Below are 24768 nucleotides of genomic sequence, written 5' to 3'. Positions count from 1 at the left end.
CTGCGCCAGGGCCGGCGAAAGGACCGCTGGCGGATCAGCCTTTGGTCAGTGTGGCCACAGCGCGTTCGAAGCGGTCCAGGCCTTCGTCGATGTCGGCGTCTTCAACTACCAGGCTTGGCGCGAAGCGGACCACGTCCGGGCCGGCCTGCAGCACCATCACGCCTTCTTTCTCGGCAGCATTGAGCACGTCCTTGGCCTTGCCTTTCCAGGCCTCGGTCAAGACACAGCCCAGCAGCAAGCCGACACCACGCACCTGGCTGAACAGGTTGTACTGCTGGCCGATCTGTTCCAGGCGGGTTTTGAAGCGCTCGTGCTTAGCCTTGATACCGGCCAGGGTTTCCGGGGTGTTGACCACGTCCAGCACCGCGCAGGCAACGGCGCAGCCCAGCGGGTTGCCGCCATAGGTGGTGCCGTGGGTGCCAACGGCCAGGTGCTTGGCCAGCTCGGTGGTGGTCAGCATGGCGCCAATCGGGAAACCGCCGCCCAGGCTCTTGGCACTGGTCAGAATGTCCGGTGTCACGCCGTAGTGCTGGTAGGCATACAGCGAGCCGGTACGGCCCACGCCCGTCTGCACTTCGTCGAAGATCAGCAGAGCGTTGTGCTCGTCACACAGCTTGCGCGCGCCTTCCAGGTAGGCCTTGTCGGCCGGCACCACGCCACTCTCGCCCTGGATCGGCTCGATCACCACGGCGCAGGTCTTGTCGGAAATCTGTGCCTTCAACGCTTCCAGGTCGTTGTACGGCACATGGCTGATACCGGTGATTTTCGGGCCAAAGCCATCGGAGTACTTCGGCTGGCCACCAACGCTGACGGTAAACAGGGTGCGACCGTGGAAGCTGTTCACGGTGGCGATGATTTCGTGCTTTTGCGGACCGAAGCGGTCATGCGCCACACGACGGGCCAGCTTGAAAGCGGCCTCGTTGGACTCGGCGCCGGAGTTGCAGAAGAACGCGCGGTCGGCAAAGGTGGCGTCCACCAGCTTGTGGGCCAGGCGCAGGGCCGGCTCGTTGGTGAACACGTTGGAGACGTGCCAGAGGGTGTTGGCCTGTTCAGTCAGGGCCTTGACCAGTGCCGGGTGGCAGTGGCCCAGGGCATTGACCGCGATGCCGCCGGCAAAGTCGATCAACTCGCGACCCGACTGGTCCCAGACACGGGAACCCTCGCCTCGCACAGGAATGAAGGCCGCCGGAGAATAGTTGGGGACCATCACCTGGTCGAAATCGGCACGTTGCACCGGGGCTTGCTCAACGGACATCTGAGTCTCCTGAAGAGGAACGCTGGCCTGGAAGTGGCGAGCGATGGGGGGATTGTAAGGACTGATCCGCGCCTGTCCTTGCGGCCAAGCGACAACTTGTTACAGCGCAAAACCCAGTTTTGACAAGGCTTTCGGCAATGCGACAAACACTGTCGCAATCGCGCAGTGTACGGGAGAGAGGGGGCTGGGTGAACGGGTGTTCACATAGGTTTGTGAGGGGGCGGGGTGTACGGGTGTTCACACAGGATTGTGGGAGGGACAGGATGTACGGGGGTTCACATAGGATTGTGGGGGGGGACAGGATGTACGGGGGTTCACATAGGATTGTGGGGGGGGACAGGATGTACGGGTGTTCACATAGGATTGTGAGAGGGCAGGATGTACGGCGATGTTGATGTGTTGACGGGGAGATCGAGCGCCGCCCGCGCGGCGCTTCGCGGGTAAACCCGCTCCTACGTTTGTTTCGGGCCAATTATGCCTGTGGGATTTGCGCGCGAACGCCCTGGCGCATGGCTCGATATCCCGTCGAACAAACAAGGCGGTCGCGCGCGCCAGGCACAGGAGGGACTGGCCCGAAACAAACGTAGGAGCGGGTTTACCCGCGAAGCGCCGCGTGGGCGGCGCTCGATTTGCGCTCCAACACCAACCCCAAGGCATACACCCCGAACCCACCCGAAATCTCAGCCCTTTTCAGCCGGCGCCGAGCTCAGTTCAAACGGGCTGCTGCTGCGACGCTGGTTCCGGTCTTCCCGCGGCGTTGCACCAAAGAAATTACGGTAGGCACTGGAAAAATGCGGCCCCGACGAGAAACCACAAGACAGCCCGATCTGGATGATCGACTTGCTGGTCTGCATCAGCATCTGCCGTGCCTTGTTCAACCGCAACTCCAGGTAGTACTGGCTGGGCACGCGGTTCAGGTACTGCTTGAAGATACGCTCCAACTGCCGACGCGACACACACACATGCTGGGCAATCTCGTCGGTGGTCAGCGGCTCTTCGATGTTGGCTTCCATCAGCAACACGGCCTGAGTCAGCTTGGGGTGACTCGAGCCCAGGCGGTTCTGCAGCGGAATACGCTGGCGCTCGCCACCCTCGCGGATGCGCTCTACCACCAGCTCTTCCGACACCGCCCCGGCCAACTCCGCCCCGTGATCCCGCGCCAGCACCGCCAGCAGCAGGTCGGTCACCGCCATACCGCCGCAGGCGGTCAGTCGGTCGCGATCCCAGTCGAACAGGTGGCTGGTGGCAATCACCTTGGGGAAGCGTTCGGCAAAGTCATCCTGCCAGCGCCAGTGCACGGCTGCCCGGTACCCATCGAGCAGGCCCAGCATTGCCAGCGGATACACCCCGGCCGACAGGCCACCGATCAGGCAACCACTGCGCGCCAGTTGCTTGAGCGCCGCTGAAAAGGCAGCCCCCATCGCCGCAGGCGGCTCGTCGGCCAGCAGAAAGAGCTTGTGGCAGCCCTCCAGGCGGCCGGTCCACGGCTCGCCCGGCAGCCGCCAGGCGCCTTCCTGCGCAGGCTCGGCCTGCAGGAAGACCAACTCGTAGACCACATCCGGATGCACACGCTGCGCCACCAGCAACACTTCCTCGGCCAACGCCAGGGTCAAAGGCCTGGTGCTGGGCCAGATGAGAAAACCGATTCGCTGGGTGGTCATAGGGTGCGGTCCGAAACCTGAGGTCGTTCGAGTCTGTGCGCCGGGTCAGGCTGCGCTCGCCGCGCAGCATGCCCTATTCTGGTGCAAAAATGCAGCTTTTACTTCAGGCTGCCGGAGAGGAACTGCTTCAAGCGCTCCGACTGCGGGTTGGCCAGCACTTCACGCGGGCAGCCGGTTTCTTCCACCAGGCCTTTGTGCAGGAACACCAACTGGTTGGACACCTCGCGGGCAAAGCCCATTTCGTGGGTCACCACCACCATGGTCCGACCTTCCTGGGCCAGCGCCTGCATCACCTTCAGCACATCACCCACCAGCTCAGGGTCAAGCGCCGAGGTCGGCTCGTCGAACAGCATGACCTCCGGCTCCATGGCCAGCGCCCGGGCAATTGCCACACGCTGTTGCTCACCCCCCGACATATGCCCGGGGAAGGCATCCTTGCGATGGGCAACACCCACCTTGGCCAGGTAGTGCTCGGCCTTTTCCAGGGCTTCCTTCTTGTTCACGCCCAGCACGTGCACGGGCGCTTCGATGATGTTCTCAAGCGCAGTCATGTGCGACCACAGGTTGAAGTGCTGGAACACCATCGACAGGCGCGAGCGCATGCGTTGCAATTGACGCGGGTCGGCGGCCTTCAACGCACCATCCTTGCCGGGGACCAGCTTCAGCTCTTCGTTGTTGAGCAGGATCTTGCCGGCGTGCGGCTGCTCCAGCAGGTTGATGCAGCGCAGGAAGGTCGACTTGCCCGAACCGCTGGAGCCGATGATGCTGATGACGTCGCCGGCCTTGGCCGCCAGCGACACGCCCTTGAGCACTTCGTGGCTGCCGTAGCGCTTGTGCAGGTCTTGGACTTCGAGTTTGTACATGCTGTCGATTCTCACAAAGCGGTCAGTGCTTGCGCGGCGCCAGGTAGCCGAGCCAGCGGCGTTCGGCCATCTTGAACAGGCGCACCAGGATGAAGGTCAGGCACAGGTAGAACACGCCCGCCGTGATATAGGCCTCGAAAGGCAGGTAGTACTGGGCATTGACCGTGCGCGCAGCACCGGTGATGTCGATCAGGGTGACGATCGACGCCAGGCTGGTGGTCTGCAGCATCATGATCACTTCATTGCTGTACTGCGGCAGTGCCCGACGCAGTGCCGAAGGCAGCAGGATGCGGCGGTACATTTTCATGCGCGACATCCCCATGGCCTTGGCAGCCTCGATCTCGCCATGCGGCGTCGCCTTGAGGCTGCCGGCAATGATTTCGGCGGTGTAGGCACTGGTATTGATGCCGAACGCCAGGCAGGCGCAGAAGGTGGCGCTGGACAGCAGCGGCCAGAAGATACTCTCGCGCACCGCCTCGAACTGGGCCAGGCCGTAGTAGATCAGGAACAGCTGCACCAGCATCGGCGTGCCACGGATGACGTAGGTGTACAGCCATGCAGCAAGGTTGACCACCGGCTGCCTGGATACCCGCATCAGGCCCAGCGGAATGGCTGCCAACAGGCCGAAGAAAAGCGAGATCGCCAGCAGTTTCAGGGTGGTCAGCAGGCCGCCGAAGTACATCGGCAGCGCTTCCCAGACGACGTTGTAGTCGAAGATCATAGTTCAGCCACCTTGACGCCAACCGAGTAGCGGCGCTCCAGATACTTCAGGGCCAGCAGCGAAACACTGGTCAGCACCAGGTACAGCGCCGCCACTGCCAGGAAGAAGGTGAAGGGTTCGCGGGTGGCGTCAGCCGCCTGCTTGGCCTTGAACATCATGTCCTGCAGACCGACGACCGAAATCAGCGCAGTAGCCTTGGTCAGCACCAGCCAGTTGTTGGTGAAGCCCGGAATGGCCAGGCGAATCATTTGCGGCACCTGGATGCGGAAGAACACTTGGCGAGGGCTCATGCCATACGCCACGCCCGCCTCGGCCTGGCCCTTGGGAATGCCCAGGAAGGCCCCGCGGAAGGTTTCCGAGAGGTAGGCGCCAAAGATGAAGCCCAGGGTACCGATACCCGCAATCAGCGGATTCAGATCGATATAGTCTTCATAGCCGAGCAGCGGCGCCACCCGGTTGATGATGTCTTGCCCGCCGTAGAAGATCAGCAGGATCAGGACCAGGTCCGGAATACCACGGATCACCGTGGAATACAGATCGCCCAGCCAGGCCAACCAGCGCACTGGCGACAAACGCAGCGCCACACCGATCAGGCCGAGCACGATGGCCAGGGCCATCGACGACAGGGCGAGCTGTAGCGTCAGCCACGCCCCGTCGAGGATGACTGCCCCGTAGCCTTTCAACATGATGAGGTCCTCGACCTAGAGAATGAAAAATGGTGCAAACCTCAGAGCCTCTGCTGTTTGCACCATTGCACAGGTGAAACCCGACGTCTTACTTCGAGTCTGGACCGTAGATGTCGAAATTGAAGTACTTACTTTCGATTTCTTTGTACTTGCCGTTGGCACGGATGGCGTCGATCGCCGCGTTGATGCGGTCGACATTGGCCTTGTCACCCTTGCGTACGGCAATACCGATACCGTCACCGAAGTACTTGGCGTCGGTGAAGGCCGGGCCTACGAACGCGAAGCCCTTGCCGGCGTCAGTCTTGAGGAAGCCATCTTCCAGCAGGGTGGCGTCAGCCACAGTGCCGTCGAGGCGGCCAGCTGCGACGTCCAGGTAGATTTCGTTCTGGGTGCCGTAAGGCACCACGGTGGCACCTTTGGCGCCCAGCACTTCCTTGGCGAAGCGGTCGTGAATGGAGCCGCGCTGCACGCCGATCTTCTTGCCTTTCAGTTCGTCCAGGCTGTCGCTGACGGTGGTGCCATCCTTCATGACCAGGCGCGCCGGAGTCAGGTAGTAGCGCTTGGTGAAGTCGACCGACTTCTTGCGGTCATCGGTGATCGACATGGACGACAGGATGGCGTCGATCTTGCGCACTTTCAGCGCCGGGATCAGGCCGTCGAACTCCTGCTCGACCCAGGTACACTTGGTTTTCATCTCTTCGCACAGCGCGTTGCCGATATCGTAGTCAAAGCCGGCAATGCTGCCGTCAGGTTGCTTGAAGGCGAAGGGTGGGTAGGCAGCTTCGATGCCGATTTTCAGCGGTTTTTCAGCAGCCTGCGACACCAGGGAAAACACAGACAGCGCCAGGGCGCCAAGCAGTGCGAGCTTCTTCATCAGGTAACTCCATCGGTACGGGGCAATACAAGGCAGGTAACAGCTGCCCGATATGCGAATGAGTACAACGCGAGCCGCGCAGGGTTCGACCAAGGCCGCATACCACGAGCGAGTGAGTGGCATTTTAACGACAGCCCGGTAGTCGATATTTCTTCAAAGCGACAACTACTTATAGAAGCGCCTGAAACCGCCGCGGGCGATGTTGACAGCCAGTGCAGAATATGCAATGGCGCAAGAAATAGAACCTATAGACCTAGCAATTCCTGGGCCTATTATTGGCAAAGCCTTGTACGACGGCAAGTGCAGCGTGCCTTGATGCACAAAATGCTGACCCCGACGCACCGAAACGGGCCGGAATTGTTTCCTGGCGCCCCGAACCTGTGCGGGGCCGGTGACAGAACAGTAACCGATGATTGTCGGGTAACAATGCAAGAGCGGGCTTGCCCGCGAATGCGTGAGGTCAGGGGACAGCTTAGCCTGAACTGACGCATTCGCGGGCAAGCCCGCTTTTGCAGGGGGTATTGCCGGGAAGGGGTTAGGCCGAAGCCAGGTTCATCGCCTTGTGGGTATCGATCAGGTGCTGTACCACACCCGGGTCGGCCAAGGTCGAGATATCGCCCAGGGCGTCGTATTCACCGGTGGCAATCTTGCGCAGGATGCGGCGCATGATCTTGCCCGAGCGGGTCTTCGGCAGCCCCGGCGCCCACTGGATCACATCTGGCGAAGCAATCGGGCCGATCTCCTTGCGCACCCAGTTCTTCAGTTCCAGGCGCAATTGCTCGCTGGCCTCGATGCCGGCATTGAGGGTGACATACACATAAATGCCCTGCCCTTTGATGTCATGCGGCACGCCAACCACAGCAGCCTCGGCAACCTTCGAGTGCGCGACCATGGCGCTTTCGATTTCGGCAGTGCCCATGCGGTGGCCGGACACGTTGAGCACGTCATCCACACGGCCGGTGATCCAGTAGTAACCGTCCTCGTCGCGGCGCGCACCGTCGCCGGTGAAGTACATGCCACGGAAGGTCTTGAAGTAGGTGTCGACGAAGCGGTCATGGTCGCCGTACAGCGAACGCGACTGACCCGGCCAGGAATCGAGGATTACCAGGTTGCCTTCGGCAGCACCGTCGATCAGGTTGCCCAGGTTATCGACCAGGGCAGGCACCACACCGAAGAACGGGCGAGTTGCCGAACCCGGCTTGAGGCCGGTGGCACCAGGCAGCGGGCTGATCAGAATGCCGCCGGTCTCGGTCTGCCACCAGGTGTCGACGATCGGGCAACGCTCCTTGCCGACGGTCTTGTAGTACCAGTTCCAGGCCTCAGGGTTGATCGGCTCACCCACCGACCCCAGCAGGCGCAGGCTGGAACCGTCGGCGCCTTCAACAGCTGCCTGCCCTTCGGCCATCATGGCGCGAATGGCAGTTGGCGCTGTGTAGAGGATGTTGACCTTGTGCTTGTCGACGATCTTCGATACGCGGGTAATGTCCGGGTAGTTCGGCACGCCTTCGAACAGCAAGGTGGTAGCGCCGTTGGCCAGCGGGCCGTAGACGATATAGCTGTGGCCTGTGACCCAACCGACGTCGGCGGTGCACCAGTACACCTCGCCCGGACGGTAATCGAACACGCGTTCATGGGTCAGCGCGGCGTAAACCAGGTAACCGCCTGTGGTGTGCAGCACGCCCTTCGGCTTGCCGGTGGAGCCGGAGGTATAAAGGATGAACAGCGCCTCTTCAGCGCCCATTTCTTTGGGTGCACAGTGGCTGGAGGCCACTTTCATCAGGTCTTCGTACCAGATGTCGCGGTGCTGGTGCCAGGCAATGTCGCCACCGGTGCGCTTGCACACGATGATTTTCTGCACGCTGCTGGTTTCAGGGTTGGTCAGCGCCAGGTCGACGTTGGCCTTGAGCGGTGTACGGCGGCCACCACGCACGCCTTCGTCGGCAGTGATCACCACCTTGGACTTGCAGTCGATGATACGGCCAGCCAGCGCCTCGGGCGAGAAGCCGCCGAACACCACCGAGTGAATCGCACCAATGCGTGCACAGGCCAGCATGGCGACCACAGCTTCGGGGATCATCGGCATATAGATGGTGACCACGTCACCGCGGTGCACATCCTGGCCACGCAGGGCGTTGGCGAACTTGCAGACCTGCTCGTGCAACTCGCGGTAAGTGATGTTGCGGTGCTCGGAAGGGTCGTCACCTTCCCAGATGATGGCCAACTGGTCACCGCGCTCTTCAAGGTGGCGGTCCAGGCAGTTGGAGGAAACGTTCAGAGTGCCGTCGGCGAACCATTTGATATCGACATGGTGGTCGTCGAAGGAGGTCTGCTTGACCTTGGTGAACGGCTTGATCCAGTCGATACGCTGGGCCTGCTCGCGCCAGAAGCCGTCCGGGTTGATCACCGATTGCTGGTACATGGCCTTGTAGGTGGCCTCGTCGGTCAGGGTAGTGGCCGCAACCTCGGGACGAACGGGATACAGTGGAGCCGCACTCATCTGTGTTACCTCGGTGTAATAGTTGTTTTTGTATGGAACCGTTTGTAACTGTACCAGAGCGACAAAAGCCATTCGACGTTGGTAGTAATTTGGTACACCCGTTCCGGCAAAGCGCTCTGGCGCGGGCGTTACAGCCTGCCAGAGAAAAAAGGAGGGCGATTGGCCCAGGATTGTTACAGATTCTGTCAAAACACTTTATCAAAACACCCACTGTTTCAGCATTGGCCACCGCCATAAAATTCACCTCGCCAGCAACGGCAAGGCGATTAACAACTGGTAACAGCCCCCACGAAGGCAAGCGTTAATCTCCCTCTAATCCCGATAGTTAACACTCGCTGTACTCGCGGCGCCATAAGCGCCGCGTGCCCCCTCACGACCTTAGACAGGTAAAAAGAAAATGAAAGCTTTACTGGTATTGGTACTTGGCAGTCTTTGCGGCGCGGCGATGGCCGGCGAAGCCAAAGATGCCGAGCAGATTCCGGTTGAACAGTACAGTTACTCGCAGCACCTGGACATTGCTCGCGTCATTTCCATGAGCGAAGTGCCCAATGTCTGCGAAGTCGTGCCAGCCCGCATGACCTACGAGGACTCCAAGGGCCAGACGCACATTCTCGAATACCGCGTGATGGGGAACGGCTGCTCCAACGGCTGATACCTTGTGAATTGGGGGCCCTGCGGGCCCCTTCGCGGGTGAACCCGCTCCTACGGGTACCTCGCACACCATGAATGCGGCGCGGTACCTGTAGGAGCGGGTTCACCCGCGAAGCATTCACCACCTGATTAACAGGCTATTAACTTACAGCCATTTAATCAGTCGATTTGCCCAACGAATAATCCCTCAACTTGTTGGCAATCGTGGTATGCGAAACACCCAGTCTTTTGCCCAAGGCCCGACTACTGGGAAACTCCCCCATCAAACTTTCCAGCACCGCCTTTTCAAAGCGCCCTACTATCTGCGAAAGATCCCCTTCCAGCGAAAACTCGCCCAACGGTTGCCGCACGCCATAATCCGGCAAGCGGATATGCTCGCTTTTAACCACGCCGCCGTCACATAACGAAACCGCCTGGAACAAGACGTTTTCCAACTGCCTTACATTACCTGGCCAGTGGTACTGCCCAAGTTTGTCCATTGCCGCCGGTGCCAGGCGCGGCATGGCGCAGCCAATCTGCCGACTGGCCTGATCGAGAAAATGCTGCACCAACCCCTCCAGACCATCCATGCATTCGCGCAAAGGCGGAATGTGCAGCGACAGTACATTGAGCCGGTGATACAGGTCCTGGCGAAACTCGCCACGGGCACACAACTCGGACAAATCCACCTGGGTTGCACAAATTACCCGCACATCCAGGTAGACCTCTTCATCGCTACCTACCCGACGGAAGCAGCCGTCCTGCAGAAAGCGCAGCAGCTTTACCTGCAACCGCGGGCTCATCTCCCCTACCCCGTCAAGGAACAACGTGCCGCCTGCAGTCAACTCCAGCAGCCCCAGCTTGCCTTCGGCCCGTGCCCCTTCGAATGCCCCAGGGCCGTATCCGAACAGCTCGGTCTCGGCCATCGACTCGGGCAGCCCGGCGCAGTTGAGCGCCATCAGCGGCGACTGTCCACGCGGGCTGGCCAAATGGCAGGCACGCGCCAGCAACTCCTTGCCGGTTCCGGTTTCGCCCTCGATCAGCAACGGTGCATCCAGCGGCGCCATGCGCCGCGCTTCACGCACCACGGCAGCCATCACCCGCGAGCTCTGGAAGATGCTGTCGAAGCCACGCAGCTCTTGCTTGCGCACGTTGTAGATACGCTCGCCGATCCGGTCGGCACGGTGCAGGGTGAGCACCGCGCCGGCCAGCGCCTCGCTGTCATCGTGTTCGGACTGCAGCGGTGCGATATCGGCCAGAAACACATCACCTTTGACTTTGATGCGCAAGCCGTTGATGCGCGACTTGTTGGCCCGCACCAGCTCCGGAAGATCGAAGTCTTCTACGTAGCGCGCCAGCGGCATGCCCGGCACCTCATCAACCCGCACGCCAAGCAACTGCGCGGCTGCACGGTTGGCCGCAACGATGCTGCCGCCCATGTCGATCGACAGCACCGGAAAGTCCAGCGCTCCCAGCAACGCATTCAGCTCCATGTGCCGGCGTTCGCTGGGCATCAGGCCCACACGCTTAACGCCGAATACCCCGGCAATGGCCTCGAACTTCGGCCGCAGGGCCTGAAATTGCAGGTTGATCAGGTTCGGGCAGTGCAGGTAGATGGCGTTGCCATGATCACCGCCCACCTCGCCGCGCAGCACGTTGATGCCGTACTCCACCAGCAGGTTGAGGATGTCGCGCAGGATGCCAATGCGGTTCTGGCAATGGACTTTGATACGCATGAGGGCTCTCGAAGCGCTGATGTTTTTCCACACCGCGCAGAAAAGTCGTAAAGATAAGCTGACAAAAACTGCGTTTCCGCCAGCCAGATGCCTCGAATTTTCCGACACTTGCCGAGTTTTGTAAAATTATCGTTACGAAAACCGACGTCGGGACCCTTCGCGGCCGAGCCACGCCCACGTGCAAAACCGCTGGCGAAGGGATATTCCTTTAGGCATGTCCTGTACATAACAAGAAAAGCCCTCACCAGGAGAGCCTCATGAAACAGACGCAATACGTGGCACGCGAGCCCGATGCGCATGGTTTTATCGATTACCCGCAGCAAGAGCATGCGGTGTGGAACACCCTGATCACCCGCCAGCTGAAAGTGATCGAAGGCCGTGCGTGCCAGGAATACCTGGACGGCATCGACCAGCTGAAATTGCCGCATGACCGCATTCCGCAACTGGGCGAGATCAACAAGGTGCTGGGTGCCACCACCGGCTGGCAGGTTGCCCGGGTACCGGCGCTGATCCCCTTCCAGACCTTCTTCGAACTGCTGGCCAGCAAGCGCTTTCCGGTCGCCACCTTCATCCGCACCCCGGAAGAGCTGGACTACCTGCAAGAGCCGGATATTTTCCACGAGATCTTCGGCCACTGCCCGCTGCTGACCAATCCCTGGTTCGCCGAGTTCACCCACACCTATGGCAAGCTCGGCCTGGCCGCGACCAAGGAACAACGTGTGTACCTGGCGCGCTTGTACTGGATGACCATCGAGTTTGGCCTGATGGAAACCGCGCAAGGCCGCAAAATCTATGGTGGTGGCATCCTCTCGTCGCCGAAAGAGACCGTCTACAGTCTGTCTGACGAGCCTGAGCACCAGGCCTTCGACCCGATCGAGGCCATGCGTACGCCCTATCGCATCGACATTCTGCAACCGGTGTATTTCGTACTGCCGAACATGAAGCGCCTGTTCGACCTGGCCCACGAGGACATCATGGGCATGGTCCATAAAGCCATGCAGCTGGGTCTGCATGCACCGAAGTTTCCACCCAAGGTCGCTGCCTGAGCGACCTTGCCGATAACAACTCGAACCGGAAAACACCTCATGAATGCCTTGAACCAAGCCCATTGCGAAGCCTGCCGCGCCGATGCACCGAAGGTCACCGACGAAGAGCTGGCCCAGCTGATCCGCGAAATCCCGGACTGGAACATCGAAGTACGTGACGGCCACATGGAGCTGGAGCGCGTGTTCCTGTTCAAGAACTTCAAGCACGCCCTGGCGTTCACCAATGCCGTGGGCGAAATCGCCGAAGCCGAAGGCCACCACCCAGGACTGCTGACTGAATGGGGCAAGGTCACCGTGACCTGGTGGAGCCACTCGATCAAAGGCCTGCACCGCAACGACTTCATCATGTGCGCACGCACTGACAAGGTGGCGGAAACGGCTGAAGGCCGGAAGTAAACACCAGAAAAAAGGGGCCAGAGGCCCCTTTTTTCATGGGGCATATGTGCGCTGTTCGCCCGCAAAACCGACAAACGACCGGGAAAAAAACCAAACTGTCATCCAGACTTGTGTATCCTGCCCGAGCTTTTTGAAGCCACAAACGCGCCTGGCGCAGACTTTTCACTCACACTTGCGAGGAACGACGAGATGCATGAAATCCCGAATCTTCCCTTCCCAAGCCTGAACCCAGAAGAGCCATCCGTGACCGTTCACGCCGAACCGGCAGCTGCCGCCGAGCAGGATGGTGACGATCAATCCAGCGCTGACCAGGAATAACTGCGCATCCCCGACTGTGTGAAAACGGCTGACCTGCGGGCTACCCCCGTCATCACGTTTTCACACCGTCTAAAATCAACGTTGTAACAACCCACTACCACCTGCCCCGCCCCTGCCCTACACAGACTCGTGCCTCCAACCGCAAAGAGGCAGAGCCATGTCATCTATCACTGACGCCGCCGACCTACTCGCCCGGATAGACACCCTGGACGCCGAAAGCGTGCGCCTGCACAGCGACCTGTCCGGTCCAATGGACCTGGCCACATCGCTGCGCGAACATTTCAACCAGGCACTGGGCTTCACAGACCTGTTCCCCGTCGACCTGAGCGATCATGACCTGCACCAGCAGCTGACCGAAGCTTTCGCCCGTGAACCGGCGCGTGAGCACTTCAACCGCACCCTGCGACGCCCCGCCGGCAGCCAAGTAGAGGCGAACCTGGTGGCGACCTTGCAGACAAAACTGGCCCATATCGTGATCACGGCAACCGATGCCTCACTGATCGCCGGGTTGAACGAAGGCCTGCCCAATCCATGGCCCTATGCCAGTTGCAGCCTTGCCCAGGCACTCTGGGCTCGGCGGGTGTGCCTGACCCAGCGTGACTGCTTCGTAGCGGCCGCCCTGCTGCTGTACCCCAGTTTGCCAACTACCCCCCGGCCCCCACGATCGGCCTCCCGTCCACTGGTGCTGGACAACTACCTGGACCTCCCCACACTGGCCAGACACCTGCTGAAGCCTCCAGCCGGTGTTCACCTTGCCGTCCACCTGTTCAACGCCCTCGGTGCGACAGTCTATGCACAAGGCAGGCGTTACCGCCCGCCCACTGCCCGCGAACGAGCGTCGGGTGTAACACCTGATCAGCATGGAAAGGCGTTTCTCCCAGGCCCGGCATTGAATGTGCCAGCCGCTCAAGCGCTCGACGCCTTGCTGCATTCGTCCATGTTCACCCGATGGGCCGGCGAACTGGCCGCCTCGGCAGAATGGGATGCCAGCTCCGATCACTTGGCCTTGGCCGAACAAACCTTGATCGACGTGTTGTACCCACCCGATGACCGCCAGCCGGGGCTGATCATGGCTTTCGAGCTGTTCAGCCCGGACAATGCCACGCTCCCCGTCGAGGAAATCCGCCTTGACCTGATCAACAGTGTGCAAATCCGTCTCGCCTGCACCCCGGCGATTGCGCAACTGGCCGGTGAACTGCTGATGCGCCGCTTCGCGCCCGAACTACTGCTCAGTGGCTACCCGGCCGATTTCAGCTTCGAGCCCGACCTGCGCTGGGCCAGCATCCGCCAGGGAGCCCTGATACTCAGCGCCCGCCAGCAACCGATGACCTTCGACAACGCAGAACAGGTCATGCGCCAGGCCCTGCACGAGGATGACCCTGCTCCCGAAGAAGCACTGCGCCAGACGCTGGCGGTGTGGGCCCCCTTGCGCGGATCATTCGAGCTCCCTCCGCCCTGGTCGCACCAGCAATGGCAATTGGCGTTGCATCGCTACCTGGCGGTCAGGGACGTTGAAAGCCTCAATGATCTCCCGGACCGCTTCGAGGAGGCGCGTCGTCAGTTGCTCCAGAGCCGGATAGCGCCCGAGTCGCGCAACGCGGATGGCCAAGTACACCTGCTGATGTACCTTGACCATGGCGCAGGCTACCGAAGCAATCCCCGCCTGCCGGACGTGACCGCCTGGTATGAAGTGGCCTTCGGCGCTTGGGAACAGCGTGCCACCAACGTCTATCAAGCTATCCTGCACCGCTGCTTGAGCCACCTGCCGGAAGATATCAAGGACCGCCTGCGTGATGGCCCCTGGACCGCCTATGCCGTGACCTGGCCGATCTACGTGGGCCCCGATTACCGACCTGAGTACGGCTCCAGCCCCAGAGCGGACTGGCACATGCAGACGGCCACCCAGGGTTTCGTCGTACATGCCCCGGGCACAGAGGGCGATTGGCTTTACGAGCTGTTCCCCGAACGGCTGCACTGGCAAGCGCACTTCATTGCCCACACAGCGCCGACGCGCCTGGCCGAGCAATTGACGCTGCTCTACAGCGAATACAACCAATCACAACTGCCGTGGATCGCTGCCGACTTTCCCGCCTTGCGACAAGTGCTCATCGCCCCCACGCAAGATCGCCTCGACTCACTGGCCAGGCATTACGCCAGCGATATCGCCTTGGGCAATCGGGATGCTTTGCATGCACTGGGCAAAGGCGCTACCCCGCATGAACAATTCCTGGCCAGGCGCCAGTCCGTGAGCACTGGGCGCTACTTGCAACGGTTGTTTTCCAACCTGATACCGGGCTTGAGTTGCCTGAACCCAGAGGATGGCAGCGATGCACTGGCTTGTGTCCTGGACATCGCCGCGCTGAAAGGCGCGGCAGTCACGCTTGGTGGACGGGCCTTCAAACCATTGGCCAAGCTTCCCGGCGTGCTGGGCCAAAGCGCCAACACCGCACGCCTGAACGCCGCGCGCGCCGCCCGACGCTGGAGCAGCATCCCCGTCACGCCCGACTTCAGCGAGCGCCTTACCCCGCCCAAGCGCTGGCGCAGCGCGCCCGAACTGACGACGGTCGCCCCCGAATCCCGGGAACTCATGACGCAGCGAAGGGTACTGCCGGGCCAGGCGCCCGATGCCGTGCTACTTGACCAGATACCCGACAGCCATGGTCCGGTGCCACGCGAGCTACCCGAAACAGCCACACTGATCCCCCGCGACAATGCCACGGTCGATGCAATCATTCATGGCGCCGCCTATCGCCTTCAAACACCGAACACCTCGGGGCTGCTACGTCGGGTTGCGCATGAGCCGCTACTCGGCCAGCCACCCACCGAGGTGCCGCCGCCTTACACCGGCGGCGAAGCGCAAATGGCCCTGAACTTCTCGCCCTTGCCCAATGACGCCGGCACACCCGTATTCGGACAACACGTCAGTCACGCCTTCCAAACCGTGCGGATCGAGCCGGTACCGATTCGTTATCGCCCCCAGCACACACGCTTCGACATCTGGGCGCAGGTCATGGTGCGCGAGGGCAAGGTCGTCGTACACGCCCCTAATCACCCCAGGCGATTGAAAGCCTTGCCCGTCGAAGAAACCCAGTTACGCCTTGGCGTCATCTCGCCTCCCGTGTACCACAGGCGCATCGTGGTCGACCCATCGCCTGAACTACGCTTTGGCTTGCCTGCGGACATGCCGATCGAGCAAGTCAGGCAGATTACCGACTACTGCCCTCCCGTGCGCCTGGGCGGGCTGGCACGGACCATCCCCGACCGCCGCACCCTGCGCGGCGCATTGATCGACTGGCGCGGTGAGCAGTGGTTGATCGTCGAGGCCGATCTGGGAGTTTTTTATGGCGCCCCCCATCAGCCCTGGGCGTGGCAGACAAGGCTGCTGGATGCCCCGGCACTGCCAGCTTCGCTGCCACATCCGCCCAGAGGGCTGCGTCGCAGGTTCGAGAGAATCACCGACCACGAGGCCATCGAGCGGTACCTGGAAATCAGCGAAACCTACCGCATCGTCGCCGAGCGCCCCAACCTGCAGCGCGATGTCGATAACGTGGTCAGATTGCTGCGCGACTGGATAGAACAAGGGCGAACATGGCAACTCCGCCACCCCTCGCGATTCCTGCAGTTCATCGAAGCCATGGAGTCGCGCCTGCTCCCGGAATACGCGCGCAACATCCTCACGCAGAGCGCGGCCCAGGACGCTTTGGCGGGCCCCGCCAGTCGCGGCATCGCAGCATTGAACCGGGAGATAATCCCGATCTGGAGGCAATTCCACGGCACCAGCGCCGCAGACCGCCAACATATGCTAGGCATACTGGACGATCTGCTACCCGCGCGCGGCGCCACTCACCCTTACACACCGACAGCAGGTGCACAGTCGCTGGACGACAACGCGATGGCCGCCTTGCGTCAGCACCTGTATCCAGTCAACCTGGCCTTTGCCAGTGTCACGCTAAGGGACCATAGCCGCGTGGTGTTCTTCGCCCTGTCAGGCAGCCCTGGCCGGCGCGCATTGCATATCATCCCGACGCCCCGCCTCACACCGGCAGTGGACTACGTCGATGCACGCCAGGTTAACCAGTTTTTCCCACCAGACCCGCGGTTTACCGAGCTGCCAATCCTGCGGCGCGCAGATTTCCTGTGGACGCGCGTCCATAAGCGACATCTCGATGCCGAACGACACATCGCCAGCGCGCTGAACCGCAGACTGCTTCACCGCCACACCGAGGTCGAGCGTATCGATGTCTTCACACTGCTCGACTCCTGTCGCTCCTGTGGCGGCTTCGTCCTGCCGCGCTTGCGGCTGGATTACCCGAAAGCCGAGTTCAGTGTGACCTGGATGCTCGATTACACCAACTGACTACAGCCTGACAGCTTCGCCCGCAAACACCCTTGCTGTGGTTAAGATGGCGGCACACACTGCCATCCTTACCGCAGCAACGGATCCCCAATGCCAGCACGCAGTCCCACGTCCTTTGCCGTCACTGGGCAAGTCGTCTCCATCGTCCTGTTCACCTTCATCGGCTACCTGAACATCGGCATCCCTCTGGCCGTGTTGCCCGGCTATGTGCACAACGACCTGGGTTTCAGTGCCGTGGTCGCCGGCCTGGTGATCAGCGTGCAGTACCTCGCGACACTGCTCAGCCGCCCTGGCGCCAGCCGCATTATCGACAACCACGGCAGCAAGAAGGCAGTCATGTACGGCCTGGCCGGCTGCGGGCTAAGCGGGGTATTCATGCTGGCCTGCGCCTTCCTCACTCACCTGCCCTGGCTGAGCCTGGCTTGCCTGCTGGTCGGCCGCCTGGTGCTGGGCAGCGCCGAAAGCCTGGTAGGCTCGGGTGCGATCGGCTGGGGCATTGGCCGGGTGGGTGCCGCAAACACGGCCAAGGTCATCTCCTGGAACGGCATCGCCAGCTATGGTGCGCTGGCCATCGGCGCCCCACTGGGCGTGCTGATGGTCAAAGGCCTCGGGCTGTGGAGCATGGGTGTGAGCATCATCCTGCTGTGCATACTCGGTTTGCTACTGGCCTGGCCCAAGCAGGCCGCCCCCATCGTCAGCGGTGTACGCCTGCCGTTCCTGCGGGTGCTGGGCAAGGTATTTCCGCATGGCTCGGGGCTTGCCCTGGGCTCGATCGGCTTTGGCACCATCGCCACCTTCATCACCCTTTACTACGCAAGCCGTGGCTGGGCCAATGCGGCGCTGACCCTGAGCCTGTTCGGCGCCAGTTTCATCAGCGCACGGCTGCTCTTTGGCAACCTGATCAATCGCATCGGTGGCTTCAGGGTGGCGATCGCCTGCCTGTCGGTGGAAACGCTTGGGCTGTTGATGCTGTGGCTGGCACCCAACGCCGAACTGGCCTTGGCGGGGGCTGCACTGAGTGGGTTTGGTTTCTCGCTGGTGTTTCCGGCATTGGGCGTGGAGGCGGTGAACCAAGTGTCGGCAGCTAACCGCGGGGCAGCGGTGGGGGCGTATTCGCTGTTCATCGACTTGTCACTGGGGGTGACCGGGCCATTGGTCGGTGCGGTGGCGGCGGGGTTCGGCTTCGCTTCGATGTTTCTGTTCGCGGCGGCTGCGGCAGCGTGCGGGTTGGTGTTGAGCCTCTATTTGTACCGCCAAGGGCGTAGGGACAGGGACCGTACAACAGAAGCCTGAAAGCCGCTGCCGGCCTCTTCGCGGGTAACCCCGCCCGCCTGGCGTGCACGATCCCCCGTAGGAGCGGGTTCACCCGCGAAGGGCTGCAAAGCAGCCCCCAAAGGCCCTGAACCTTAGCGCTGAGCGTACTGCAACACCACCTCAAGCGGGTGACGCATCTTCCGCTCGGTCATGCGCTTGACCTGGCTACGGCACGAGTAACCGGTTGCCAGCGGCTCCCCTTCCTTGTCCAGCTTGGTCGCCCAGCTCTGCTCGAATATGGTCCGAGACGTTTCCTGGTTGCGAGCTTCGTGCCCATAGGTACCGGACATACCGCAGCAACCGGTGGCCTCGGTCACCAGCTTCAGCCCCAGACGGGCGAACACCTGCTCCCACTGCCGGGTGCTGGCCGGCACGTTGGTCTTCTCGGTGCAGTGCGCCATCAGGCGGAAGCTGCCCGGTGCGGCAGGCGCCTGCTCGGGCAGCACATCCATCAGCCATTCCTGCGGCAGCAGCACCTGCGGGCAACCCTCCAGGCCTGGCACCTTCTGGTACTCCTGGCGATACACCAGCGTCATCGCCGGGTCCAGCCCCACCAGCGGCACACCGCAATCGGCCAGGGCCTTGAGCTGCGTGGCGTTGCGGATCGCTGCCTTGGCAAACGCGCCAAGGAAACCCTGTACGTGCAACGGCTTGCCGTTGGCGCTGTATGGCGCCAGGAATACCCGGTGGCCCAGGCGGTAGGCAAGGTCGATGAAGGCCGACAGCAGCGGCGTTTCGAAGTAGCGGGTGAAGGCGTCCTGCACCAGCACGATGCTGCGCTCGCGCTGGGCCGGGGTCAGCTCGCGCAGGGCCGGCACCGTGGCCATGCCAACGCGACAACGGGTCAGGGTAGCCTGGAAGTTGAAGCGGCTGATCAGCGGGCTGTCGACCATGCCCACCTTGTCGGCCAGCAGCTGGCTCACCCACTTCGAACCCATCACCGCGTTGTACAGCCCCGGCGCGTGCGCCAGGTAGGGGATGGTGAACTCGAGCGAGCCGATCAGGTAGTCACGCAGCGGGCGCTGGTAGCGACCGTGGTACAGCTCGAGGAAGCGCGAGCGGAAGTCCGGCACATTGACCTTGATCGGGCACTGCCCGGCGCACGACTTGCACGCCAGGCAGCCAGCCATGGCGTCGTACACTTCATGGGAGAAGTCCTCCTGGCCCTGGTTGCGCGCGCGGTTATTGCGCAGACGCGCCGGCAGGCCCTTGAGCCACGACACCTTGTTGCGCGCTGCAGCCAGCACATCGATGTTCGCCTCGCCCTGCAGGCGCAGCCACTCGCGCATCAGCGAGGCGCGCCCCTTGGGCGAATGCTGGCGTTCGCGGGTAGCCTTCCACGACGGGCACATGGCGTCGTTGGGGTCATAGTTGTAACAGGCGCCATTGCCGTTGCAATGCACGGCGCTGGGGAAGTCCTGCCAAACGCGCTCGTCAATGGTACGGTCAAGGTCGCCGCGCAGGGTCACGCCATCGACCGGGGTCAGGCCCTCTGCGCTGCCAAGTGGCGTGCAGATCTTGCCCGGGTTGAGCTGGTTGTGCGGGTCAAAGGCGCCCTTCAGGCGCTGCAACGCCGGGTACAGCTCGCCGAAGTACTCGGGCACGTATTCCGAGCGCAAGCCCTTGCCGTGCTCACCCCACAGCAACCCGCCATAACGTTTGGTCAGCGCGGCAACGGCATCGGAAATCGGCTTGACCAGCGCGGCCTGCGCCGGGTCCTTCATGTCCAGTGCCGGGCGCACGTGCAGCACGCCGGCATCGACGTGGCCAAACATGCCGTAGGCCAGGCCGTAGCCGTCGAGCAGTGCGCGGAAGTCGGCGATGTAGTCGGCCAACTGCTCTGGTGGTACTGCGGTGTCCTCCACGAACGGCTGCGGGCGCACTTCGCCTTCGACGTTGCCCAGCAGGCCCACCGAACGCTTGCGCATGGTATAGACGCGGGTGACTGCCTCGGCGCCTTCGGCCAAGGTGTGGCCCAGGCGCTCGACGCTGGTGTCGCTTTGCAGGTGCTGGATGAACGCCTGCACCTTGGCGTTGACCTCGGCCGGCTCGTCGCCGCAGAACTCCACCAGGTTGATGCCCAGCGTGGGGCGCTCGGGGTCCGCCGGGAAGTACTCGGCAACGCTGTGCCAGACGATGTCTTTCATCGCCAGCATCAGCACCTTGGAGTCGACCGTCTCGATCGACAGCGGCTTGTGCGCCATCAGCGCGTTGGCATCACGCAGCGCATCCATGAAGCTGGTGTAGCGCACATTGACCAGCACCGCATACTTGGGAATCGGCAGCACGTTGAGCTTGGCTTCGACCACGTAGCCCAGCGAGCCCTCGGCGCCGCACAGTACGCTGTTGAGGTTGAAGCGGCCCTGCTCGTCGCGCAGGTGCGCCAGGTCGTAGCCGGTCAGGCAACGGTTGAGCTTGGGGAAGGTGGTTTCAATCAGTTCGGCCTGGGTTTCCTGAATTTCCCGGGCCATGCGGTACACCTCGCCGACCCGGCCCGGCGCGGCGCAGGCCTGTTCCAGCGCAGCATCGTCGATCGGCAGGCTGTGCAGGCGTTCGCCACCGAGCAGCACGCTGTGCAGCTCCAGCACGTGGTCGCGGGTTTTACCGTAGGTGCAGCTGCCCTGGCCACTGGCATCCGTGTTGATCATGCCGCCGACCGTGGCGCGGTTGGAGGTGGACAGCTCAGGGGCGAAGAACAGCCCGTGCGGCTTGAGCGCAGCATTGAGCTGGTCCTTGACCGTACCGGCCTGTACCCGCACCCAGCGCTCTTCCACGTTGATTTCGAGGATGTTGTTCATGTGCCGCGACAGGTCGACGACAATACCGTCGGTCAGCGACTGGCCGTTGGTGCCGGTGCCACCACCGCGCGGGGTCAGCTTGACCTGCTGGAAGCGCGGCTCGCCCATCAGCGTGGCGACCCGCGCCACATCGTCGGCATCCAGCGGGAACACCGCCGCCTGCGGCAAGCGCTGGTAGATCGAGTTGTCGGTGGCCAGTACCGTGCGGGTTGCGTAGTCGGCACTGATCTGGCCGCGGAAGCCGCTGTTGCGCAGGGTTTCGAGGAATTCGGGGTAATTGGCGCTCGGTGCAACGGTGGACAGCTGGGCGATCATCGAAGGATGGCCTCTTGATATTGGCTAGATCACGGGATACCTGTCGCCCTGGCATGGGTTCAGGCATGCAGGGATGACGTATAGGCCAATGTTCCTGTAGTTTCGCGTCAGGGGCAAACGGATAATCCTGCCGCTATCAATGACTTTTATGAATGAATTACCGCCACCTGACCCCATCCATGTCACTGCTGCTGGCTTTCGAGGCCGCCGCCCGGCATGAAAGCTACACCCGCGCCGCCGCCGAACTGTCGCTGACCCAAAGCGCGGTCAGCCGCCAGGTGCAAGCCTTGGAGCAGCAGTTGGGCCTGACCCTGTTCCGCCGCGAGGGGCGCCAGGTGCAGTTGACCGATGTCGGCCGCCTGTACCAGCGCGAGCTGAGCGAGGCACTGGGGCGCATCCGCAGCGCCACCTTGCAGGCACTGGCCTATCAATCGGGGGTTGGCACGTTGCGCCTGGCTACCCTGCCAACCTTCGGTTCGAAATGGCTGTTGCCGAGGCTGCATGCGTTCTACAGCGCTCACCCAGGCATGCTGGTGCACATTCATTCACGCATTGAAACCATCAACTTCGACACCAGCGAAATCGATGCCGCCATCGGCGTGGCCAGCCACGACTTGCCGGGGCTTGTCTGCCATCGCCTGCATGCCGAGGAGCTGGTGGTGATCTTGCCACCGGAGGCCGGCGTCGGCAGCCAGGGCTGGAGCCCGGCGCGGATCAGTGAAGAGGTGCTGCTGAATGTGGCCAACAACCCGCATGCGTGGGGCGAGTGGTTTTCCCATCATGGGCTGCCGCACCGGGCGATGCGGCTGGGGCCGAGCTTCGAGCTGACCTCGCACCTGATCCAGGCGGTACGTGCCGGGATCGGGATCGGGCTGGTGCCGCGCATATTGGTGGAGGAGGAACTGGCCAAGGGAGAGCTGTACAGCCCGGGGGTGGCGTTTGCCAGCCAGCGCAGTTATTACCTGATCTACCCGCCGAGGAATGAGGCGCTGCCGTCGTTGCGGGCATTCAGGGGGTGGTTGCTGGAGCAGATCTGATTTTTGGCGGGGTCACCTAACCTGAGGGCAACGCTGTACCCGTAGGAGCGGGTTTACCCGCGAAAGGGCCGGGCCTGCTGGCCAATCTCCACCTTCCTTTCACCGTGGCCGCCGCCACCGTATTCGCGGGTAAACCCGCTCCTACAAGGGTTACGTAAGCCTCAGGCATACCAGGTCGTTGTAGGAGCGGGTTCACCCGCGAAAGGGCCGGGCCTGCGGGCCAATCTCCACCCGCCGCTCACCGTTGCCGCCGCTACCGTATTCGCGGGTAAACCCGCTCCTACAAGGGTTGCGTAAGCCTCAGGCATACCAGGTCGTTGTAGGAGCGGGTTCACCCGCGAAAGGGCCCGCACAGGCAACAAAAAACCCGAAGCCAGTCACCTGACTCCGGGTTTTCACATGCCGCCTATGGCGCCTTACTTAGCCACAGTCTCAACAGCACCGCCCGCATTCACCTGGCGACGCGACTTGACCATGTACACCACGAACATCGCAAGCAGCCACACCGGGATTGCATACACCGACACCTGGATGCCCGGGATCATCAGCATGATGCCCAGAATCAGCACCACGAAGGCCAGCACCACATAGTTGCCGTACGGGTACCACAGTGCCTTGAACAGCGGCTTCTGGCCGGTACGGTCGAGGTGCTGACGGAACTTCAGGTGCGAGTAGCTGATCATCGCCCAGTTGATCACCAGGGTGGCCACGACCAGCGACATCAGCAGTTCCAGCGCGTTTTGCGGCATCAGGTAGTTCAGCAGCACGGCGACGAAGGTCACGGCAGCCGACACCAGGATCGAACGCACTGGCACGCCCCGCTTGTCGACCTTGGCCAGCGACGCCGGGGCATCGCCCTGCTCGGCCATACCCAGCAGCATGCGGGCGTTGCAGTAGGTGCCGCTGTTGTACACCGACAGCGCCGCAGTCAGCACCACGAAGTTCAGCAGGTTGGCAGCCACGTCACTGCCCAGCAGCGAGAACACTTGCACGAACGGGCTGCTGCCGTAGCTGCCACCCGAGGCGTCGATACTGGCGACCAGGTTGTCCCACGGGGTCAGCGACAGCAGCACCACCAACGCACCGACATAGAAAATCAGGATGCGGTAGATGACCTGGTTGATCGCTTTGGGGATCACGGTCTTTGGCTTGTCGGCCTCGGCGGCGGTGAAGCCGAGCATTTCCAGGCCACCAAAGGAAAACATGATGAAAGCCAAGGCCATTACCAGCCCGCTGACACCGTTGGGGAAGAAGCCGCCGTGTGACCACAGGTTGGCCACGGTGGCTTCAGGGCCGCCGCTGCCGCTGGTCAGCAGGTAGGCACCCAGGCCGATCATGCTGACGATGGCGACCACTTTGATGATGGCGAACCAGAATTCGGCCTCACCGAAGAACTTCACGTTCATCAGGTTGATGGCGTTGATCAGCACGAAGAAGGCTGCCGCCGTGACCCAGGTGGGGATCTCCGGCCACCAGTAGTGGACATACTTGCCGACCGCCGAAAGCTCCGACATACCCACCAGGATATACAGCACCCAGCAGTTCCAGCCCGACAGGAAGCCGGCGAACCCACCCCAGTAGGTGTGGGCGAAATGGCTGAACGAACCGGCCACCGGCTCTTCGACGATCATTTCACCCAGCTGGCGCATGATCATGAAGGCGATGAAGCCGCAGATCGCGTAGCCAAGGATCATCGACGGGCCGGCGGATTTCATCACGCCTGCCGAGCCGAGGAACAGGCCGGTACCAATCGCACCGCCGAGGGCGATCAACTGGATATGGCGGTTCTTCAGGCCCCGCTTTAGCTCGCCTGAATGCATGTTTTGTCCACTCATGAACGAAGTCACCTGCATTGTTTTTATCTGTGACGGAATCGGACCCACCGCGCTCGTGGCGCAGCGGAATGGGCAAGGTGGTTACCTTGGGTTTCTTGACCTCAGGTGCCGCCGGAGCGGGTCAACCAGGCGTGATCAAGAGTGCGCGGTACGCAAGAGGGTCACAGGTAAAACGCGGCGCACTGTATACCCCTGCAAACGCGCAGGCGTCAACGCGTTGCATCGTTTCCTCGGGAAAAAACGCAGCGTTCCTGTGGTACAGGCCTTCAAAGGCGAAGTGATCGGCGTACATGGCGCCTCCATTTGTTGTTTTGTCAGCCCGGCTCTTTGGACGGGCTCCTGCACAAGGCAATGGCGGCTATAACACCGTGGGGACGGGGGTTTGGGCAAGGGTGGCTAGCGCCATGGCGACGGCTTTGGCACAGGGGC

17 protein-coding genes are annotated in these 24768 nt (G+C 62.0%); 7 read left to right on the top strand and 10 right to left on the bottom strand.

The annotated features are described in order from the left end of the window. Positions 1-34 precede the first annotated feature (34 nt). The 7 genes from AC3RCM_RS07405 to acs form a co-directional block, all read right to left on the bottom strand. The gene (locus AC3RCM_RS07405) at positions 35-1255 is read right to left on the bottom strand and encodes an aspartate aminotransferase family protein (protein WP_064493124.1); all 1221 of its coding nucleotides are present in this window, start codon (positions 1253-1255) and stop codon (positions 35-37) included. 680 nt (positions 1256-1935) lie between these two features. Beyond that, on the bottom strand, positions 1936-2916 hold the full coding sequence (argR, locus tag AC3RCM_RS07400) for a transcriptional regulator ArgR (protein WP_004576734.1): 981 nt from the start codon (positions 2914-2916) through the stop codon (positions 1936-1938). 98 nt (positions 2917-3014) lie between these two features. Further along, positions 3015-3779 (bottom strand): arginine/ornithine transport ATP-binding protein AotP, encoded by a 765-nt coding sequence (gene aotP, locus AC3RCM_RS07395; protein WP_014590100.1) that lies wholly within the window; start codon positions 3777-3779, stop codon positions 3015-3017. 22 nt (positions 3780-3801) lie between these two features. Then, positions 3802-4500: an ABC transporter permease gene (locus AC3RCM_RS07390; protein WP_003254520.1), complete on the bottom strand. Its 699-nt coding sequence runs from the start codon at positions 4498-4500 to the stop codon at positions 3802-3804. Next, a complete protein-coding gene (locus tag AC3RCM_RS07385) occupies positions 4497-5186 on the bottom strand; it encodes an ABC transporter permease (RefSeq protein ID WP_003254523.1) in 690 nt (229 codons plus the stop codon). Before AC3RCM_RS07385 ends, AC3RCM_RS07390 begins: the two co-directional genes overlap by 4 nt. A gap of 88 nt (positions 5187-5274) precedes the next feature. Next, positions 5275-6060 carry an ABC transporter substrate-binding protein gene (locus AC3RCM_RS07380; RefSeq protein WP_003254524.1) on the bottom strand — a complete coding sequence of 262 codons (786 nt, stop codon included), beginning with the start codon at positions 6058-6060 and terminating at the stop codon, positions 5275-5277. A 535-nt stretch (positions 6061-6595) separates the two neighbouring features. Then, positions 6596-8557, bottom strand: coding sequence for an acetate--CoA ligase (acs, locus tag AC3RCM_RS07375; RefSeq protein WP_003254525.1), 1962 nt, complete (start codon positions 8555-8557; stop codon positions 6596-6598). A gap of 397 nt (positions 8558-8954) precedes the next feature. On the opposite strand from acs, the gene AC3RCM_RS07370 reads away from it, so the two are divergent. Further along, positions 8955-9209: a DUF2790 domain-containing protein gene (locus tag AC3RCM_RS07370; RefSeq protein ID WP_014590098.1), complete on the top strand. Its 255-nt coding sequence runs from the start codon at positions 8955-8957 to the stop codon at positions 9207-9209. Positions 9210-9363: 154 nt separating this feature from the next. On the opposite strand, the gene AC3RCM_RS07365 is transcribed toward AC3RCM_RS07370, so the two are convergent. Continuing rightward, on the bottom strand, positions 9364-10923 hold the full coding sequence (locus AC3RCM_RS07365) for a sigma-54-dependent phenylalanine hydroxylase transcriptional regulator PhhR (protein ID WP_014590097.1): 1560 nt from the start codon (positions 10921-10923) through the stop codon (positions 9364-9366). Positions 10924-11180: 257 nt separating this feature from the next. On the opposite strand from AC3RCM_RS07365, the gene phhA reads away from it, so the two are divergent. The 5 genes from phhA (at position 11181) to AC3RCM_RS07340 (ending at position 18333) form a co-directional block, all read left to right on the top strand. Beyond that, positions 11181-11969, top strand: coding sequence for a phenylalanine 4-monooxygenase (phhA, locus tag AC3RCM_RS07360; protein ID WP_003254528.1), 789 nt, complete (start codon positions 11181-11183; stop codon positions 11967-11969). A 39-nt stretch (positions 11970-12008) separates the two neighbouring features. After that, on the top strand, positions 12009-12365 hold the full coding sequence (locus tag AC3RCM_RS07355) for a 4a-hydroxytetrahydrobiopterin dehydratase (RefSeq protein WP_322364532.1): 357 nt from the start codon (positions 12009-12011) through the stop codon (positions 12363-12365). 189 nt (positions 12366-12554) lie between these two features. After that, positions 12555-12683 carry a hypothetical protein gene (locus AC3RCM_RS07350; protein ID WP_003254533.1) on the top strand — a complete coding sequence of 43 codons (129 nt, stop codon included), beginning with the start codon at positions 12555-12557 and terminating at the stop codon, positions 12681-12683. 157 nt (positions 12684-12840) lie between these two features. Then, positions 12841-17040: a deaminase domain-containing protein gene (locus tag AC3RCM_RS07345; RefSeq protein WP_492629453.1), complete on the top strand. Its 4200-nt coding sequence runs from the start codon at positions 12841-12843 to the stop codon at positions 17038-17040. 90 nt (positions 17041-17130) lie between these two features. After that, positions 17131-18333 (top strand): MFS transporter, encoded by a 1203-nt coding sequence (locus AC3RCM_RS07340; RefSeq protein WP_492629452.1) that lies wholly within the window; start codon positions 17131-17133, stop codon positions 18331-18333. Between the two features lie 113 nt (positions 18334-18446). Here the strand turns inward: AC3RCM_RS07340 and ydiJ are convergent, their stop codons facing one another. Further along, complete coding sequence (gene ydiJ, locus AC3RCM_RS07335) at positions 18447-21467, bottom strand: D-2-hydroxyglutarate dehydrogenase YdiJ (protein WP_492629451.1); 3021 nt, start codon at positions 21465-21467, stop codon at positions 18447-18449. A 152-nt stretch (positions 21468-21619) separates the two neighbouring features. Here ydiJ and AC3RCM_RS07330 point away from each other — a divergent pair, with 152 nt between their 5' ends. Continuing rightward, a complete protein-coding gene (locus tag AC3RCM_RS07330; RefSeq protein ID WP_003254537.1) occupies positions 21620-22504 on the top strand; it encodes a LysR substrate-binding domain-containing protein in 885 nt (294 codons plus the stop codon). A gap of 416 nt (positions 22505-22920) precedes the next feature. On the opposite strand, the gene AC3RCM_RS07325 is transcribed toward AC3RCM_RS07330, so the two are convergent. After that, a complete protein-coding gene (locus AC3RCM_RS07325) occupies positions 22921-24339 on the bottom strand; it encodes an amino acid permease (protein WP_177409991.1) in 1419 nt (472 codons plus the stop codon). Positions 24340-24768 lie beyond the last annotated feature (429 nt).

The sequence above is a fragment of the Pseudomonas sp. GW823-FHT05G12 genome (assembly GCF_058795575.1).
This window is presented reverse-complemented; position numbering and strand designations above follow the sequence as displayed.